The organism is Negadavirga shengliensis (assembly GCF_042652345.1).
GTDB classification, from domain to species: Bacteria; Bacteroidota; Bacteroidia; order Cytophagales; family Cyclobacteriaceae; genus Negadavirga; species Negadavirga shengliensis.
This window is the reverse complement of the sequence record NZ_JBHSJJ010000018.1, coordinates 25,129-44,255: the sequence shown is the minus strand read 5'-3', so window position 1 is coordinate 44,255 and position 19,127 is coordinate 25,129. Positions and strand designations below refer to the sequence as shown.

Sequence of the window (19,127 nt, the reverse complement as noted above, 5' to 3'; positions counted from 1 at the left end):
ATAACCAATAAATATATGTCCAGACCGACTGAAATCTTTGAACAACACCGGCCGGAACTGTTCCGGCTGGCCTACGGAATGCTTGGGCGTGTGGCGCCGGCTGAGGATGCCGTACAGGAAACGTTTCTCCGATGGCAAAAACAAAATACAGAAGAGATCCATTCGCCAAAAGCCTGGCTTTCAAAAGTGGTGAACCGCATTTGCCTGGATGAAATCAAGTCGGCCAAGAACCGGAGAGAACAATATGTGGGCACGGACCTGCCGGAACCGTTTTTGGCCGGTAGAAGCAAGTCTCCCGAGGAAGCACTGGAACTGGCCGAGTCGCTTTCCATGGCGCTGCTTGTGGTCTTGGACACGTTAACCCCGGTTCAGCGGGCGGTATTTCTGCTGCACGAGGTTTTTGACTATGATTACGCCTCCATTTCGGCTATTATAGACAGATCGGAGGCCAACTGCAGGAAGATCGCACAGCGGGCCCGAAATCTGGTCCGTGAAAAAAGACCGGGGTTTGACAAGAACAATACCGAACAGGACCGCTTGGTCCAAACTTTTGCAGAGGCCGTTAAAAATCGTGATATGGCGCAGATCGAACGGCTGCTGGCCGAAGAAGCCATCCTCTACTCTGATGGGGGCGGCAAGGTAAACGCTGCACGGAAACCCATAATAGGAGCAGGAAAAATTGCGAAGTTTATGGTTGGAATACAGAAAGGGGCAACCCAGCCCTACCATATTGAATTCAGGGAGGTCAACGGCGAGCCCGGCATGATGATGTTGGTGGAAGGACAGTTGCAAAACGTCTGGTCCTTTCATATCGAAGGAGGTAAAATCAAGGGGATTTATGTGGTTTTGAATCCGGATAAGCTGGAGCATTTAAGGAACCGCTATTGATAGACGGCTCGCCGGTGGTGAATGACCGGCGGCCAAAATGGTCCGTTTTTGATCATCTAGGCTTGCGTCACGAAATCACCTTCTTCTTAACCCATGTTTCCTGAAATTACCGATGCATTGTACAACCTCCGGAAGATATTTTTAAAGGCCGGAAACGACATACGGAGGGTTATGTCTTCAAATCCGGCTGATGGCTCTCACTGCGGGCAACCACCCTTTCGGGGCTTGTCCCCATGACCTCAAATGGCTTTCAATTCCTCTCTCCGGACCGGAAGTTGGGCAAGGCCTTCCTATCCGCCGGCCGGCAGAGAGTCCAAGGTTTTTAGGTACTGTTAAACCATCATGCATTACCTTCTGTCATCCAACTGCATAGAAGCGGATTCAGAATATCCTTCTTTTTTGAGGGTATTTAACAGTGTTATGATTTTTACCAAACTTACGATAGCGCCCTGTCTGCCGATGTTTTTGTACCTGTCACTTTGGTTTTCGAAGCGGTTGCTTTTCAGGTATTGCCTGATGTGCCCGCATAGATCCTTAAGGTTTACATTCAACCCAATGAGGTGCGATGCCAGTTCCGGATGGAAATAGTCAGCATACCGCATATTCAGAATATTCCAAAGTTCGTCTGCCTTCTCGTTAAAATAGGCATAACTGCTTTCACTGAAAAACTCCTTTTCGTTTATTTTTCCCAGGATTTCATCCTGATTTAAAGAAACAATATCACTTAAAAATGCAGACCGCCGTTTTCTGATTTCAGCCAGGTACTCTTCTGTTGAATGGGCCATATCCAATGCTGAATTAAAGTTAAAAACCCTGGTGGATACCCCGTCTCTGATCCGGTTCACGTTTCTGGCAATCAGGTAGTTCATCTCATCCCGTACGATTTTCCAACGTTTTGTTTTTGCCCTTACAAGCAATACATCGATAATAAATAGGGTAAAGGCTGCACCGAAAAGTTCTGCTATGAAATTGAGTGCTACATCTTCGTTATAGGACCGGTATCTCCACAAGAGGAAAATACTTGCAAATACGACCACATACACCAACATGGGTGTTTCGGTCCGAAAAAGCTGGCTGGATATTTTTTTTCTCAGGTTTTTCATTTTTGACGGTTTTAATTTTTTTTGTTCTACAGGAGACAGAGGTGCTTTTTATTTCTTCGAATGGAAATCAGACAACAGCTCCCCCACCCTTTTGCCCAGTCCCTCGGCTTTTTTCAAAAAAAGTTCATGGATTTCCCCGCCTCCAAACGGCCCCTCTTCCGTGATGGCCGAAGCCCCAAAAGCTGCTTCTACCTCTTCTCCGCCCACTACGATCATTCCGTGGATCAGCATGGAGCGGAGAATTCCAAGTAATACTGCCTCCTCCCCTATGGAAATCCCGCCGCCAGTGGCAAAAGCCGCCCCTATTTTGTTTTTCAAAGGCCTGTCTTCAAATGGCCAGGAATTGATGAATTCCTGAACGGGGGGCGCCAGGTTGGCATTATAAACCGGCGACCCCACGATGATCGCTCCGGCTTCCAACAGCTCCTCTTCCCGTATATCGTCCATGGATTTCAATACACATTCGATTCCCTCCACAGAGCGCACGCCTTCCGCTACGGCATCGGCCATGGCTTTGGTGTTGCCGGATTCACTGTAATAAGCTATCAATACAAAAGGTCCGGATTGGGCATTCACAAATGCGCCGAAGAACAACAAGAACAGCAATAGGGGCAGGAAGCTTTTTTTCATGATCATGGGGTTTGGAAGACGCCGGAAAAATGGTTCTAGTAAAAAATCAGATTTTCTTTTTATCCATCACATAAAGTTAATGAATAGAGGTGCAAAAAATCCAAAATTGCCGGAATAGTTTGCTGTAGCGGTTTTATTAAGTCAAATATGATTTTTAGGTTTCATGCCAAGACCTTAAGGCGTAAAGTCAGTTTATCTTTACATCTTGGCCCCCCCTATCGGGAAGAAACGCTGACACTTGGCTTGACTCCAGGTGTAGCATGCAGGCCTTCCGTACTCAACAAAGCAACTTATATCCATATCCCCTCACGTTGATCAACTGCACCTTGGGGTCTTTTTGAAGTTTTTTTCTGAGCTTGGTGATGAATACATCCATGCTGCGGGCATTGAAAAAGTCGTCCGATCCCCAAAGCTCTTTCAGGATAAGCGATCGGTCTGCCAGGCTGTTCCTGTATTGGTATAGGGCGAAGAGCAATTGGGATTCTCTGTACGTCAGGTAGAATGCTTCTTCTCCGTGCTTCAATTGCTGCTTTTCCGGATGGAATCTATAATCCCCTATCCGGACCCATTCCTCACGCCCCGGATTTTGGGATGACCTTCTGACCGCAGCCTCAATGCGCACGATCAGTTCCTCCATGCTAAAAGGCTTCTTGATGTAATCGTTGGCCCCGTGCCTGAAGCCGGCCACCACATCTTCCGTACGGGACCTGGCCGTGAGAAAGATGATGGGCACATGGGAATCCCTTTTTCTTATGCTATCCGCGAGGATAAAACCGTCTTTCTTGGGCATCATTACATCCAGGACCAGTATATCCGGCTTCTTCGCCATATAGGTAGCAAGCGCTGATTCACCATCCTGGCAGTAACTCACCTCAAAGCCGCGGCTTTCCAGGCTTTCTTTAATGATGGTTCCCAGAGAGACTTCGTCTTCTGCCAACAGTACCTTGATTGCTTTTTGCTTTTGCATATCCGGTTCGTATAACAGGCATCATCTATGGTAAATCCATGACAAAAGTTGTCCAGCCCGAAGAGATATCCAGCCGGATACTCCCCCTGTGCTTTTCAATGATCCTTTTGGCATAATAAAGCCCTATACCAAAACCTTTTACGTCATGTCGATTCCCTTTCGGAATACGGTAAAACTGATCAAACACTTTATCTTTTTGATCGGGGGAAATATGGCCGCCATTGTCAGCGACACTGATCATCACGCGCTCCCCTGCATGCAAGCTGATCCGTATTTCCTCCCCCCCATATTTGATCGCATTGTCCAGTAGGTTGGCGAGGGCATTTTCCAGGTGAAAGGGATCGACGTAGGACCAATACCTCCCGCCCTGCATGTCCAGCGAAATGGATTTAGAAGTCAGGCCCCGGAATTTCCCTGTTAATTGCATCAGCATTCTTTTTATATCCACCTTTTCCTTTTGAAGCATCAGGTGTTCGCTGTCCAAGGTGGCCGTTTCCAGCAGCTTTTCCACCATGGTGTTGAGTTTTTTCAGTTGCTGGTGGGAAATGGTCAAGTATTTTTTTGTTTTTTTGGGGTCATTGGCTTCATTGAAGTGTTCTATCCCTTCCAGAGCCGACGTCACGGTAGCTATAGGGGTTTTAAATTCGTGTGTAATGTTGTTGATCAGGTCATTCTTGATAGCAGCAAGTTCCTTTTGCGAGCGGATATTACGATGAAGGTAATTAAGGGAAAAAGCCACCGCTGCCAGAAACAGCAGGGAAATGAGCAGGTCGGCAACGCCTCTTTGCAAAACCGCAAGGGCCGGATTTTCAAAATGCATTTCCAGTCTCTGCATCCTCGGTAAAAAAGTGGATTTAGAGACGGTCCGGAGAGGATAACGGTGGAGATCATCCCCGTTGTATTTCCCCCACAATTCTCCATGGTTGTAATGCCTCAGGGCATATGAAATCTGGATATTCTGACGGGCCAATTCATCTTGTAAACAAGCATCCAACCGCTCAAAATCCAGCGTATCCAGTGAAAGGGAAATAACAATCCTCCTGGTCAGTTCCTTCAAACCATCCGTGCCATTACTGTCCAGTATCGCCTTCCTGAATTTAAAAACATTGTGCCCTACAGCCATGCGACCGACGCTGTCCCTACGGATAGTCTTAAAAAACACAGAACTGTCACCTTTCAGAGCCGATGGAACAAGCCGCAAAAGGCTGTCCATTTCGGGAACCGGCATTGTTTCCGTCATAGGGTTGATGACGACCCTGGCCGGACCGTTTTCCCCTCTTGCCTTATATAAATGCAGGCTGCTGTCCGGGAATGTTCCGCTGAATGTGAGGATGTCATTTTTTGCCAGATCTGCGTAATAGGCCTCCACGCTGTTATCCAGGCATAGCTGTACTTCCAGGAGCAACTGCCTTTGATTGATCCGGTAATTTTGAATGTTCCGGTATACCTGGATACCTATGGTGAACACCAGCGTAAAAACAATCCAAAAGCCGGTATAACTGAATTTCGTCTTATTCATTATCCAAATATACCATCAAAAAATACTTTTCCTTTCGCGGTTAACACTCGTTAACACTGCTTAACGCTTTTTCTTGAACAGACCTTTTTGATTTGTGGGTATATCCAAATGCGCTATACAATTATAAACATATGAAAACAAAAGTCAGATACTTTATCGCCTCCCTGTTTATCTTTTCCTGGACCCAGACGATGGGTCAGCTCAGCGGGATAGCTACCTATCAGGTACAGATAGAACGCCAACTTCACATGGACGATGCAAAGCTCAGTCCCGAGGCGCGGGAGCAGCTCCAACAGCAACTCAAGCGCCAACTTCAAAAGGAATTTGAACTGAAATTTGACCAGGCCAATGCTTCATGGAAAGAAATCCCCTCACTTAATGAAGGGCCCGCCGGAGCCACCGCCGGAGAAATGCGGGTCAGGATCATGACCGGAGGAGAAAATGCTCTGCTCTATAAAAATGTTCAAAAAGGCGTGATGGAAGAAAACAGGGAACTGATGGGCAAACTGTTTTTGATCAAAGATGACCTCCCCCATTATGAATGGCAGCTCACCGGGGAAACCAAACAAATCGGCCACTATACCTGTCAGCGGGCCGTGTATTTGATGGAAACGGAAGAAAAAATATTTTCCTCCGAGTCAAAATCCCTGGAAACGGCCAAAAAAACAGTCGAGGTAGAAGCCTGGTACACGCCTGAAATTCCCGTGAGCCACGGACCGGAAAGGTACTGGGGATTACCCGGCCTCATCATGGAACTCAATGCGGACAACAGACGAATCACCTGTAGCAAAATTCTCCTTGACCCGCAGGAAAAAGTAGCTGTGGACCGCCCCAAAAAAGGAAAAGCAGTGGATGTAGCTAAATACAACGCCATAGAAGGGGAAAAGATGCAGGAAATGACCAACAAATACCGCGGCAGATCCGGAGGCAACATACAGATCCGGACCGGCGGATGACAGAGGCCTTCCAGCCCCATCCCCGTATCACGGGTAGTTGATATTGTTCAAAGCTCCAAGGAAATTTACATTTCCTTAGCGGCTTTGTCCCCGGGCTTTCGGGAAGAAATTTTTGACCCGCCCATTCCGGCTTGACATTGCGCGCTTTTCTTTACCCCTTATCCCACATGAAACTACACCTACGGATTTTGTTTTTGATGTTTATGACAGCATCCGGCCCTTTGGCCATGGGTCAGACTATTCCTTTCTTCGGAAAGGTAGTGACCCAAGACGCTTCCCCCATCCCGCTGGCCAATGTTCTGGCCTTGGACGCGGAAACCCAAACCATCGCCTCTTTCGGCGTCACCGATGAAGAAGGGAAATTCAAATTGAACCTGCGGGAAAGCAAACCATACCTGCTGAGAATATCTTCTCTGGGCTATGAAACCATGGAGAGGGAAATCCTCGCTGAAAGCAATGCCCCCTCTCCGATGGAGGCAGTCCTTGCAAGCAAAGCCTACGAACTGGATACCGCCGAGGTAGTCTATGAACTGCCGGTGACGGTTTCCGGCGATACCATCACCTATAAGGCGGACGCTTTTGCCAGCGGCAGGGAGAGAAAGCTGGGCGAGATATTGGGGAAATTACCCGGGTTTGAAGTGGACGAAAACGGTGAGGTGAGCGTGCAGGGCCAGAAAGTGAGCAAACTCATGGTAGAAGGCAAGGATTTTTTTGACGGGGACACCAAAATGGGCGCCGCCAACATTCCCGCCAATGCTGTGGACAAGGTGCAGTTGCTGAAGGATTTCAATGAGATAACGCCTATCAGAGGATTGGACAATGACGAAACCCTCGCCCTGAACATCACCCTGAAAGAAGGGAAAAAGAACATGGTTTTCGGCGATCTTACTGCAGGCGCCGGCCCTGAATCCCGGTACCTGGCCCACGCCAATGCTTTTTATTATACCCCCAAATTCAGCATCAACCTGATCGGTGATACCAACAACGTGGGCGAGCCGGCTTTTACCATACAGGATTACTTCAGGTTCAGCGGAGGACTCGGCGCCTTGGGAAGCCAATCAGGTGGGCGGGTATCCTTTTTGCCGGATGATGCAGGTATTCCCATGGCCCAGCGAAACAACGCCGTGGAGTTACAGACCAACCTAGGAGCCTTGAATTTTAATTATAAACCCAGTTCCAAATGGAGCCACTCGGGATTTCTCATCGGCTCTCAGACGGACAACCGGATGGCCAGCATTTCCCAGCGTACCTATATCCGGGCTGGTGATAACGACGAAGAGCTCACTGCTGACAACCAGGTGGCTCAGCAATCAGGAATATTGAAATACGCTGCTACCTATACCCCAAAAGAAGAAACCTATATTAAATACAGTCTTTTTGGAAAACTGGTGCAGGTACATAACAGGACTTCCCAATGGTCCCGTTTTGAGAATTTTGACAACCAAATATCGGAAGATACCCGGCAACGCCCCTATACCCTCGAACAGCAGCTTCAGGCATTTTTTACGCCGCTTGAAAAACATGTGTTCAGCTTGGAAACAGGTCTTCAACTCAAAATGCAGGATCCCATACTGGAGTTGCAGGCCACGGAAAGACCGTTCGGCAGCATCCTTCCCCTGGCAGACCGTGAATTGTACCACGTATGGCAGTCTGTAGCGGTGCAAACCTACAAGCAGGAAACCCTGTTCAACTACTATTACCTCCTCAATCCCAGAAATCATCTCAATCTTACCCTGGGCTCCCAATGGACCGGACAGGAGATGATCTCCGGTATCCTGCAAAGAAATCCGGGTGAAGAAGACCTGGATCCCGGAGAGGCATTTGCCAACGACATCTCCTATACATTTCAGGACCATTTCGCGGGAGTTTCCTATAAAACCCGGATAAATGCATTTGTCTTCAGTCCGGGCATGAATTTCCATCATTTCCGGCTGAGGGACCAGCAGGAAGACACAGAAAACCTCACTGAAAAAAACATGCTCCTTCCCCATTTCTATGCCAGGTGGCAACCCCGAAGCAGCCAAAGCCTGACTTTTCAGTTCAAAACGGAAGCCGAATTTGTGGATGTACAACAACTGGCTATGGCGCCCGTCATCAAGGATTATAATTCCCTGTTTTTGGGTAACCGGAATCTACAAAACGGTCTCTACGAACGCTATAATCTAAGCTATAACCAACACAACCTGTTCAGCGCCTTTACGGTTTTCAGCAGCCTGTCCTATCAGCGAAAACGTGATGATCTGGCGCCCTCGGTAAATTTCATCGGCCTGGACAGGGTCAATACCCTGATCCATGCCGAACAGGTCAATGAATCCCTTTCCGGCAGCTTTCAGGGAGACAAGCGTTTTGACAAATGGAGGGCAAAAGGAAGGGCCAACATCTCCGCTGCCTCCACCCATAACTTTGTCAACGACCAGCCTAATTTAAACCAATCCTTCACCCAACTGTATGGCGTATCCTTGATGACCACCTTTTTCAAAAAGCTGGATCTGGAGACAGGCTACGAATGGATGCGCAACGCCTATAGCAGCGGTCAGGCAGCAAACAGCTTCGAAACAAACAAGCCCTTTGCTAAAATCCATTATGCTTTCCGTCCTGACTGGATGTTGACTGGGGATTATGAGTACAACCGTTATCTTAACAAAGGCACCGGAACAGACAGCCGGTTTGGCTTACTCAACCTCGGCCTGACTTATGGTAAAAAAGACAGCCCCTGGGAATTCAAAGCCTCCCTCTACAATGCCCTCAACACCCAGAGCATCAGCCGCGACAGTTTCAATGAAAGTCTGATCAGCACCTATGCTTATTTTATACAAAAACGTTACCTGCTGTTGAGCGTGCAATACAATCTCTGACGGTAGGAACAAGATATATCAATTTCTAAGCCCTGGTGGAAAAGCTCGATTTCCTCACGACGAAACTAAAGTTAACTAATAAAGAGGGCACGAAAAATAGATAATCTGTCATTTGATGATTTCTATGTGATCTCTGTAGGCCAAGATTATTTTGGCTGACCGAATTTCCTTGACAAGCAATGACCAAAATTCGCTAAAATATTTATGAAGTTCAGAAAGCGACAGGTTACCAAGTTTAAAATGTATGACTTTGGGACCAATGTCATCTCTTAAGCTTTTTACCAAAAAATCCGTATCCTTTGTTAATATTATTAATTGATGCCTTTTTGCATGTTCCCAAATTTCTGAATCGGACATTCGGGTATCTAAATCACAAACAAAATAAATTTCTCGGAATTAAAGAATGAAAATCTTTTTGGCATATTTACATCCACCAAAAAATACAATTGATTATCAGGCACTCTTTGCGATAATTTCGTGATCTAACATTTTAGAAGCAAATTGAATAACAGCTAAAATATCTTCCCTTTCCAGAGAGGGGTAAGCGTCGAGAATATTTTCGTAGGATTCGCCAGCCGCCAGGTATTCCAGAATCGTTTTTGCAGTGATTCTCATTCCCCTGATAGTAGGTTTTCCATTGCAGATTTCAGGATTAATTGTAATCCTACCCGTCATATCTTTCATTTTCTTAAATATTGTTCTGGTACAAAGAAATTGAAGCGCTTATCTACAAAGCCTTCAGTTTACATCCATATTATTTCAAATATAAAATCTCTTCCTATGATAGCCACATATATTGATTAAAACATATACATTTCAAAAATAATTCTCAAAAATCTTCCGCATAACCCACCCATAGCAATGTACATTCATAGGCAATGTCCCCCAAAAATAATCTGTGCGAATCTGTGTAATCCGTGGTTTACACTCACCGGACAGAAAGATAAATAGCCACCTTCGCATTGCTCCAGTCCCTGCTTTTCTCCCCATATACTTCAAAATCCATCCCATAAGCCCTGGGTATATCTGATTCCCAAACCTCCTTCCAAGCATTGACCATACAGTCCGGCATCTTGCCTTTGGCCCTGACCAGCGTATAGTCCCCGGCCGGAACTTCCAGTTTGGCCATTCCTTCCGGCACATCCACACCGGAGCGAACTTTGCAGCCGATAAAATAGGCAAAAGGCTGCGTATGGTCGCCCTCGTAGTCAAAATAAACGGCATAAACCTCATCCCCTACCCTTGCCGGGATTCTGGCAGCATAACCTTCCTTTTCGAATTTCTGCCAGAGGTTGCCGCAATCTATTCCGGATTGGCCGTTCTCATTGGTGGTCTTGCCGGGATGCCGAATGCCTATCAAAACAAATCCTTTCTTTTGTTGTGTTTCCATCGTCAAATGTGTCTTTCAATAAAAAGAACCTAGAATATCCAATCAATATTCCTGGGTAGATGAGAATGAATTTATATTTTGCAAATGATAAAAATATGCTTTTCTCTTTTTAACCACAGATTGCTCTGATTATCACAGATTCTTTTTTAGATCTATCTAATCCGGGGAAATCTGTGGAATCCGTGGTCCTTTCTTTTAAACTACAGATATCCTTTTGATCCAAATAAAACCTGGTATCAATGATAATCAATATTTCCAAAAAATATAAAAAATAACTATCCCATCTCTTTGCTCCCCGACCATTTCGCCCGCCAGCGGACAAAAATGTTCGGGCATTAACCAAATTTCGATGAAAAGTCTTTCCATATATGGAAAAAACAGGCATTCGTCTTGGCACAGTCATGGATTATCCGTATTGTCCAGAAGAAATAATGAAACCGAGCATGATCCGCCAGCTGGGTGCCTACGCTAAAGCTATAGCAACAGCATGCGGAGCACACCGGATGATTATAAAATATGCGAGGTACTCCCGAATCAAGTTCCCCTAAAACCGGTTCGGGGCAGGCTGGGGCAAGCTATTCCGACCCTCAGTGTGGGACAAATTTTGGCCTGAAAAGAAAAATTATAATCATATGAAACCAAGCATGATGCAAGCGACACACAGAGGAATGATTATAAAGCATGCGAGGTTCCCCCGAATCAAGTTCGGGGCAGGCTATCTGACCATTGAAAAACAATTATAAACAGATGAAATACTCATGCTGAAAAACCACTTCAAAGTCGCCTGGCGGTACCTTTGGCAAAGTAAGGGCTCGACTTTTCTGCACATCGGAGGGCTTGCTGTTGCCATGGCTGCAGCCATCCTCATTCTACTATGGGGACAAAATGAACTTCGTTACGACAACTACCATCAGGATGTCGAACGGATTTATCTGCTAACCTCGTACGACTCGGCACGTGGTGTATATTTTGGCAGTGGGGTGTCTCCCTATGCTGCTTCTTCCGTCATCGGCGAGACTGTGCCGGAAGTTGAACAAATCGCCATGGCCAACACGAATACCCGGAATTACATTTTTGAAATCAATGGCCACCGTTTTAAAGAGGATGATGCCCTGATCGTGGACAACAATTGGGTCAACATGTTTGACTACAAAGTACTCCAAGGCAGTTTGGATAATTTTCTTAACAATCCCCATTCTGTCATCCTTACCGCGTCCAGGGCCCGCCAATACTTCGGGGACACTCCCCCTTTGCAACAAATATTCTCTATCGACTCGGTAGCCTACTCGGTGGGGGCCGTGGTTGAGGATTTGCCTGCAAATTCCTCTTTCCAACAGGGCACCCTGATTCCAACCTCCGTTTACCAAACGGAAGGGGCGGATGCCCACCTCAAAACCTGGGGATTTTATTCCCAATTATTGTTTATCAAATTGTTCCCAAACACCTCTGTATCCCAAGCTGAGAGGAAAATCACGAACATCTTTCATAACAATCAGCCCTGGAATAAAGAAATATACATTAACCATCTGATCCCTCTAATGGATTTGCATTTTAAACAGGAGTTGAGCAACCCGGTGATAGCCAAAGGTAATCCCAGAAATCTTTGGATTTTTACGGTGCTGGCGATTCTGTTACTGGCAGTAGCAGGTGTTAACTTTGTCAACCTTTCCATCGCCCGGATTGGTTTCCGGATGAAAGAAATCGGGATTCGAAAAATCGTTGGTGCGGCAAAAAACCAATTGTTTGCCCAAGTAATGGTGGAAACCATGCTGGCCGTTGCCCTGGCGATGGGATTTGCCCTCTTGGTAGCGCTGATAGCTCTACCTGATTTCAATGCCTTTTCAGAAAGGAATCTGACACTTAACCTGTTGGACCTTCCGGTTACACTACTATTGCTGGGAGTATTCCTAACAGTACTGTTGTTGACCGGCGTTTACCCTGCGTTACTGTTGGCAACATTGAAACCTGTAGGGTTACTTAAAAATCAGGGGTTGGCAGGAATGAGTCGTCAAGGATTTCGAAAGGTGCTTGTCACGGGACAGTTGGTTTTTACAGTGGTAATGATGGTAGGTATTGTCACGATTCACCGGCAGTTTGTATTTATACAGCAGCAGACGGATGGGTATCAAAAAGAACAAGTGTTCAAACTATACGTTCCATTTCAGCTTGGATTTAAATCGTCAGATAATGAAGCTGTCCAAAAACATGTAGCAAGGACAAACAGCGTCAAGACAAGATTGCTTGCCAGCAGCGCCATTCACTCGGTATCCCGTGTAAACGGAGCTTCCATGATAGATGACAAACGGAAGTATCCCACCGAAATTACATGGCTGGGATATGCTGAGGCCCAGGACCCTCTCGATGTCGTAAACATACAGGTAGATGAAGATTATGCGGAAATGGCCAATCTCGTTCTGCTTTCCGGTCGCTGGTTTGACATGGAAAACTCTGCGGACAAATACAACCTGATCCTGAACGAAACCGCTGTGAAGGAATATGGGCTTAAGGAGCCGGTCGTAGGTACTGTTTTTTCGGGAGGAATATATTGGGATGAGGGCGGGACTGTCATAGGCGTGGTGAAAGATTACCACCACAAAAGCCTTCATGAGAAAATCGACCCTGTGGTTTTCACTTTAGATCCGTTTAATGCGCCTTCCTACTTGGTCAAAGCACACGCGGGAAATGTCCCGCAAGCCCTAGACCATGCCAGGAAAGTGTGGGAAGAGTTCGTCCCCGAGCATCCCTTTGATTATAGCTTTTTGGACGTGGAGTTTGAACGGCTGTACAAGAACGACCGGAAGGCCTTGTTTTTGAGTACAACCTTTGGTGGCCTGAGTATCCTGTTGTCCTGCTTGGGACTGCTGGGAATGGTATCTGTGTCTGTCCAGCAGCGGACCAAGGAAATCGGTGTCCGGAAAGTGCTGGGATCATCTGCTTCCGGCATCGTGGCCATGCTGTCGCTGGACTTCGTCATATTGGTTGGGATCGCCATCCTCATCGCCACTCCCATCGCCTGGTACGCCATGAACCGCTGGCTAGAGGACTTCGCTTACCGGATCGATATCGAATGGTGGATGTTTGGCTTGGCGGGACTGGCGGCTTTGGTGATCGCCCTTATGACCGTTAGCTTCCAATCCGTCAAGGCGGCGCTGGCAAACCCAGTGGATAGTTTGAGAAATGAATAGCAGATTGGAAGAAGGGAACGCGGATCACGCTGATCACGCTGATTGTCGCAGATAAAAGTCAGTGTAAATCAGATCAATCAGTGTTATTTGTCCCGCCTTGGCGGATCTGTGTTCTATTATTATCAATGAATCGATTGGAACCATGAGCGAAAAACTAATGATTTAGCGATCTAATAAAATGCAAACACTAATTCAATCATTATGACTATCAACAGCTTACTAAAATCAGTATACAGAAGCCTTTGGAGGAATAAACTTCTGTAAATATATAGCATTTATCAGGCAAAAAGCCTATAAAGTCTCCGCCAATATCTTTCTCCTGCCAAGAAAAAAAATCCCAAAACGGACACCTTTTTTACTTTCTGTCAGGTACTACATCAATAATTTTCTCCGCTTGTTTTATTTCTGCTATCCGTTACTTCATCTCTGCCTTTCGAATGCAGTCCAGTTTACGAGACCCACCCCCTAATATGGCCACTTTGGTTTGGCCAAATCAAAATTCTTAATTGCCCATTGATTAATGTAGACAACCCAAATTATTCAGATTACGGGCAAAAAGCGTTGAACAATTTGATCTTTGTTATTTTCCAACTCCTTTATAAAAGCTTTATTGACAGGGGAAAATTCTTTTTGTTTGAGCCAAATCAGGTGCCATTTGGTGCTGATGGGCAAGCCTTTTATATCAATGATTTTCAACAAACCACTCTTAAGCTCTTCCTTGATACCGATAAGCGGCATAACCGAGATGCCGATGCCTGCTAAAATTGCCTGTTTCACGGCTTCATTGGAGGTAAGTTCCAAGCTTTTATTTGCTGTAATATTTTGGCTGATAAGAAATCGTTCCATGGTAAGACGTGTGCCGGAACCTTTCTCCCGAAAAATAATGGGGTGCTCAGCGAAAATTTTTTCCGCATTTTTTGATTTAACAGCCAATCCGCTGTTGGCCACAAGATAAAGTTTGTTTTCCATGATTTCTATACCATTTACCTCCAACGCTTCAGGAAGAAGGGAAACCATCCCAAAATCTGCTTGATTCTCCCTGAGGCTGTGTATAACGCGTGCTTTGTTGGCCACATCCATGCTCAGTTCTACCTGTGGGTGTTTTTTTAAAAAATCAGTAAGAAAATAAGGCATGATATACTTGGCTGTACTCACAATGGCTATTTTTAACCTTCCCACCAACTCACCTTTACGGATGGCTGTTATTTGATTAATGGCCTCTGCTTCTTCCAAAATTTTATGGGCATACAGCAGCACATCCCCGCCAAAATCGGTCAGGTAGAGTTTCTTTCCTATTATTTCTATCAACGGATAATCAAACTGCTCTTGAAACTTTTTAAGCTGAAGAGAGACAGCAGGTTGCGTCAAAAATAATGACTCGCCGGCTTTGGTAATGGAGCCAAAATGGGCGACGGTTTTGAAGATCAGCAACTGATGTAAAGTATAATTCATAATAATTTTTTATACATATTATAAACAAAATAAATTATTATTAATGATTAAAGCCATATAGTTTTGGGAAAATTTCTGAATATGAAAATATTTTATACTTGTCCCAGCGATAGGATGGCCATACGCTTGCATCACCAGTTTGGGACTCAAATCAGTTGCTACCAAAATTTAGGTGGATTATTCAATTTCAAACAATCTATTTGGGCGGACTCGCTTTACTTGGAATGTGCCAGTCAACCGGTTAAGGAGATTTATTTTGTCGGAAGCCTGCAAAACCGCTTTGTGAAATCAGTCCTTGAAAATGAAGTCGGATACGGAAGCAGTGCAGAACAGGAATTTGCCCGCTTATACATTCAGCATTTCGACAACTTCGATGCTTTTCAAAGTCTTCAGGAAAAACAACTGTACTTAATGATGAGTGCTTATAAAAAACAGCGCCAAGAGATCATGGAACACCATGTGCTGCGGGACATTATCCAACAAAATACCATCAACATCGGGGCACTGATACTGATGAACAATGAGTTATATCGATTCGAACTTTTAGAAACCGTCAAACGATAATGGGTTTCAGTCTTTTACTTGAAAATTTAACCAATCCTGCATTATTGTTTTTTGTTTTGGGATTGGTAGCCGTAATGATCAAAAGTGATTTAAAGATACCGGCCAATTCATCTAAGTTTATTTCGCTTTACCTGCTTTTTTCCATAGGGTTCAAGGGTGGACAGGAATTGATTCACAGCCACTTTTCCATGGAAATCATCTGGTCAGTAGTATTCGGTATTGGAATTGCCTGTGTGATTCCTTTTTATACCTTTTTTATTCTCAAAAAAAAGGTGGGTACCTATAATGCAGCAGCCATAAGTGCGGCTTATGGATCTATCAGCGCGGTAACTTTTGTGACCGCAGTCAACTATATAGAAATCCATGAAATACACTTTGGAGGCCATATGGTAGCCATAATGGCGTTGATGGAAGCCCCTGCAATTATAGTTGGTATTGCGCTCATGCGGCTGTACAATGGTGAAACAGGTGCCCATGTGAGTAGAAACTCCTTGGGACACGCTTTTACCAATGGCAGTGTGGTCATCATTTTGGGTAGCCTGCTTATTGGGATGCTGGCTTCTGACGATCAGGCAGAGGGTATCAAACCATTTACCACTGATATTTTCAATGGTTTTCTGGCTATCTTCTTGCTGGATATGGGTATCAGTAGTGGTAAAAAGCTAGGGGACTTTTTTCATCATGGCAAATTTGTGCTGGGATTCGCGATTTTGGTACCATTGGTTAATGGCTGTATCACTGCTATCATTAGTCAAATAATCACCCAGGACGTGGGCAACCGTTTTATGTTTGCCATACTCGCGGCCAGCGCTTCCTATATCGCTGTTCCTGCTGCCATGAAAGTAGTAGCTCCCAAAGCCAACCCCAGCCTATATTTACCTATGGCTTTGGCCATTACGTTTCCGGTTAATATTACAGTGGGCATGCCCATATATCTTTATTTAGCGGAGCATTATTAATTGTCTTCATGATCACAGGTCATGCTGATTTCCTTTATACTGAATCCGAAGGCGGACTCATCGGGATTAAAATATAAAGGCACCCTGTTTTCAAGGTGCCTTTATCCTGGTTAAAAATGATATGCTTTCCATGCCAGACCTGCAGGCATAGGTTTATTTCAAATCAAATCGGTCAAGGTTCATTACCTTGTCCCAGGCTTTCACAAAATCCCTTACGAAACGGTCTTTGGCATCCGCACAAGCGTAGACTTCCGCTACGGCCCTCAGCTCGGCGTTTGATCCAAAGATCAGGTCCACGCGGGTCCCTGTCCACTTCACCTCTCCTGTTTTGCGGTCACGTCCTTCGAATTCATCATCTGCTTCTGAGGTCGCCTTCCAGGTGGTGCCCATATCGAGAAGGTTCACAAAGAAATCGTTGGTCAGCACTTCCGGCTGTTGGGTAAACACACCGTGACGGGAATGGTCGTAATTGGTGTTCAATACCCTCATCCCACCCATGAGTACGGTCACTTCCGGTGCGGTAAGGGTCATCAGTTGTGCACGGTCTATGAGCATTTCCTCTGCTGATGCGGATACGTTTTCATGGTTTCCGAAATAGTTCCTGAATCCATCAGCATTCGGCTCAAGCATGGAGAACAGTTCCTCATCGGTTTGCTCCTGGGTGGCATCGGCACGCCCGGGGCTGAAAGGAACTTCCACTTCATGGCCGGCAGCTTTGGCTGCTTTTTCAATGGCTGCACATCCGCCCAGTACGATCAGGTCAGCTATCGAAACCTTTTTATTGCCTTCCTGTTCGCCATTGAAGTCCTTTTGTATCTGCTCGTAGACACTGATGATTTTGGTCAATTTCCCGGGGTTGTTGACTTCCCAGTTTTTCTGAGGCGCCAGCCGGATCCGGCCACCGTTTGCCCCTCCCCTTTTATCGGAATCACGATAGGTGGAAGCGGAAGCCCAGGCAGTAGTCACCAATTGTGATACGGACAGTCCCGAATCCAATAGCTTGGCTTTCAAAGTTTTGATGTCCCTCTCATCGATGATTTCATGGTCCACTGCGGGAATGGGGTCCTGCCAGATCAGTTCCTCAGCCGGCACTTCCGGTCCAAGATAGCGTGAAATTGGCCCCATATCGCGGTGGGTAAGTTTGAACCAGGCCCGGGAAAATGCCTCGGCAAATTCATCCGGGTGTTCGTAGAAGTGTCTGGATATTTTTTCATAGATAGGGTCCATCCGCAGGGCAATATCGGTGGTCAGCATAAATGGGGCATGCTTCTTGGTCGGGTCATGCGGATCGGGGACAGTCCCTTCCCCCGCACCGTTTTTAGGTTTCCACTGGTGGGCACCTGCCGGGCTCTTGGTGAGTTCCCATTCAAAACCAAACAGGTTTTCAAAGTAGTTGTTGCTCCATTGAGTAGGAGTGGTGGTCCAGGCCCCTTCCAGGCCGCTGGTAATGGTGTCCCCTGAATGGCCTTTGCCAAAGGAATTCTTCCATCCCAGCCCCATCTCTACAATGTCGGCACCTGCGGGTTCAGCCCCAACATATTCACGGGGATCGGCCGCTCCGTGGGTCTTGCCGAAGGTGTGCCCTCCGGCGATCAGGGCAACCGTTTCTTCGTCATTCATTGCCATCCTGCCAAAGGTCTCCCGGATGTGATGGGCGGATTCCACCGGATCGGGGACACCATTGGGACCCTCTGGATTCACATAGATCAGGCCCATATGGGATGCCGCCAGCGGGCTTTCCAGCACACCGCCTTCGTGGCGTTCTTTGTTTCCCAGCCATTCTCCCTCTGCACCCCAATAGATGTCTTCTTCCGGTTCCCATACATCTTCGCGGCCACCCCCAAAACCAAAAGTCTGAAACCCCATGGACTCCAGGGCCACATTGCCCGCAAGAATCAGCAGATCGGCCCAGGAAAGTTTTTTACCGTATTTCTGCTTTATGGGCCACAGCAACAGGCGCGCCTTGTCCAGATTGGCATTATCAGGCCAACTGTTGAGGGGGGCAAAGCGCTGGGAGCCGGAGCCCGCGCCTCCACGGCCGTCAGCAATGCGGTAGGTTCCCGCACTGTGCCAGGCCATACGGATGAAAAAGGGGCCATAGTGCCCGTAATCTGCAGGCCACCAATCCTGGGAATCCGTCATCAAGTCATTAAGATCTTTCTTTACTGCCGCAAAATCCAGGCTTTTAAATTCCTCCGCGTAATTGAAATCCTCCCCCATCGGATTGGACAGAGAGGAATGCTGATGCAGGATTTTAAGGTTCAGCATATTTGGCCACCAATCACGGTTTGATCTCCCGCTGCCTGCAGTGGATTTTACCGCCCCATGTAAAAAGGGGCACCGTCTTGACTCGTTGGTATCCCATACGGGCGTGTCAGGAGCAACGTGTCTGTCTTTGTTATTTTCCATAGTCATCAGGATATTTTAGATTTATCAAAGTGAATAATCTAAAAATACAAAATAGAAAGGCTTAATAGCTAATTTTATTGAATCAAAATATCTATGAGCCATAGAAAAAAACTATCATAAAATCATTTTTCTTTTTCATTTGTTATTTGGCTTCCCTTCAACAAATATACTTCGGCAACACGTATAGGAAATGCCCCCTTGCTGGCGGAACAAATTTGTCCGCGGCCGACCGAAAATGTTCGGCTCATCT

Annotated in this window: 15 protein-coding genes; 6 read left to right on the top strand and 9 right to left on the bottom strand. The window is 46.2% G+C overall.

The features are described from left to right. Window positions 1-15 precede the first annotated feature (15 nt). A complete protein-coding gene (locus ACFPFU_RS22315; RefSeq protein WP_377068320.1) occupies window positions 16-888 on the top strand; it encodes an RNA polymerase sigma-70 factor in 873 nt (290 codons plus the stop codon). A 347-nt stretch (window positions 889-1,235) separates the two neighbouring features. Here the strand turns inward: ACFPFU_RS22315 and ACFPFU_RS22310 are convergent, their stop codons facing one another. The 4 genes from ACFPFU_RS22310 to ACFPFU_RS22295 form a co-directional block, all read right to left on the bottom strand. After that, window positions 1,236-1,991 (bottom strand): hypothetical protein, encoded by a 756-nt coding sequence (locus tag ACFPFU_RS22310; RefSeq protein ID WP_377068318.1) that lies wholly within the window; start codon window positions 1,989-1,991, stop codon window positions 1,236-1,238. Window positions 1,992-2,039: 48 nt separating this feature from the next. Beyond that, window positions 2,040-2,621 carry a flavodoxin family protein gene (locus tag ACFPFU_RS22305; protein ID WP_377068316.1) on the bottom strand — a complete coding sequence of 194 codons (582 nt, stop codon included), beginning with the start codon at window positions 2,619-2,621 and terminating at the stop codon, window positions 2,040-2,042. 277 nt (window positions 2,622-2,898) lie between these two features. Next, entirely contained in the window at window positions 2,899-3,588 is a 690-nt protein-coding gene (locus ACFPFU_RS22300) for a response regulator transcription factor (RefSeq protein ID WP_377068314.1), read from the bottom strand. A 25-nt stretch (window positions 3,589-3,613) separates the two neighbouring features. After that, window positions 3,614-5,107 carry a sensor histidine kinase gene (locus tag ACFPFU_RS22295; protein ID WP_377068312.1) on the bottom strand — a complete coding sequence of 498 codons (1,494 nt, stop codon included), beginning with the start codon at window positions 5,105-5,107 and terminating at the stop codon, window positions 3,614-3,616. Window positions 5,108-5,238: 131 nt separating this feature from the next. Between ACFPFU_RS22295 and ACFPFU_RS22290 the strand changes: the two genes are divergently transcribed. Both ACFPFU_RS22290 and ACFPFU_RS22285 read left to right on the top strand, forming a co-directional pair. After that, the gene (locus tag ACFPFU_RS22290) at window positions 5,239-6,063 is read left to right on the top strand and encodes a GLPGLI family protein (RefSeq protein WP_377068310.1); all 825 of its coding nucleotides are present in this window, start codon (window positions 5,239-5,241) and stop codon (window positions 6,061-6,063) included. Between the two features lie 167 nt (window positions 6,064-6,230). Further along, window positions 6,231-8,918: a carboxypeptidase-like regulatory domain-containing protein gene (locus ACFPFU_RS22285; RefSeq protein WP_377068308.1), complete on the top strand. Its 2,688-nt coding sequence runs from the start codon at window positions 6,231-6,233 to the stop codon at window positions 8,916-8,918. Window positions 8,919-9,026: 108 nt separating this feature from the next. Here ACFPFU_RS22285 and ACFPFU_RS22280 read toward each other — a convergent pair whose 3' ends face one another. The 3 genes from ACFPFU_RS22280 to ACFPFU_RS22270 all read right to left on the bottom strand — a co-directional run bounded on the left by ACFPFU_RS22280 (window position 9,027) and on the right by ACFPFU_RS22270 (window position 10,308). Next, window positions 9,027-9,305: a DUF5615 family PIN-like protein gene (locus ACFPFU_RS22280; protein WP_377068446.1), complete on the bottom strand. Its 279-nt coding sequence runs from the start codon at window positions 9,303-9,305 to the stop codon at window positions 9,027-9,029. Between the two features lie 66 nt (window positions 9,306-9,371). Beyond that, complete coding sequence (locus tag ACFPFU_RS22275; protein WP_377068306.1) at window positions 9,372-9,602, bottom strand: DUF433 domain-containing protein; 231 nt, start codon at window positions 9,600-9,602, stop codon at window positions 9,372-9,374. A 244-nt stretch (window positions 9,603-9,846) separates the two neighbouring features. After that, complete coding sequence (locus tag ACFPFU_RS22270; RefSeq protein WP_377068304.1) at window positions 9,847-10,308, bottom strand: GyrI-like domain-containing protein; 462 nt, start codon at window positions 10,306-10,308, stop codon at window positions 9,847-9,849. Between the two features lie 758 nt (window positions 10,309-11,066). Here ACFPFU_RS22270 and ACFPFU_RS22265 point away from each other — a divergent pair. Continuing rightward, window positions 11,067-13,493 (top strand): ABC transporter permease, encoded by a 2,427-nt coding sequence (locus tag ACFPFU_RS22265; protein ID WP_377068302.1) that lies wholly within the window; start codon window positions 11,067-11,069, stop codon window positions 13,491-13,493. Window positions 13,494-14,033: 540 nt separating this feature from the next. Here ACFPFU_RS22265 and ACFPFU_RS22260 read toward each other — a convergent pair. After that, window positions 14,034-14,945, bottom strand: a complete 912-nt coding sequence (locus tag ACFPFU_RS22260; RefSeq protein ID WP_377068300.1) for a LysR substrate-binding domain-containing protein — start codon at window positions 14,943-14,945, stop codon at window positions 14,034-14,036. An 81-nt stretch (window positions 14,946-15,026) separates the two neighbouring features. Here ACFPFU_RS22260 and ACFPFU_RS22255 point away from each other — a divergent pair, with 81 nt between their 5' ends. Next, complete coding sequence (locus ACFPFU_RS22255) at window positions 15,027-15,509, top strand: hypothetical protein (protein ID WP_377068298.1); 483 nt, start codon at window positions 15,027-15,029, stop codon at window positions 15,507-15,509. Continuing rightward, window positions 15,509-16,468, top strand: coding sequence for a sodium-dependent bicarbonate transport family permease (locus ACFPFU_RS22250; protein WP_377068296.1), 960 nt, complete (start codon window positions 15,509-15,511; stop codon window positions 16,466-16,468). The genes ACFPFU_RS22255 and ACFPFU_RS22250 overlap by 1 nt, the downstream gene beginning before the upstream one ends. 153 nt (window positions 16,469-16,621) lie before the next feature. Here ACFPFU_RS22250 and katG read toward each other — a convergent pair whose 3' ends face one another. Then, window positions 16,622-18,877 carry a catalase/peroxidase HPI gene (gene katG / locus ACFPFU_RS22245; protein ID WP_377068295.1) on the bottom strand — a complete coding sequence of 752 codons (2,256 nt, stop codon included), beginning with the start codon at window positions 18,875-18,877 and terminating at the stop codon, window positions 16,622-16,624. Window positions 18,878-19,127: the final 250 nt, after the last annotated feature.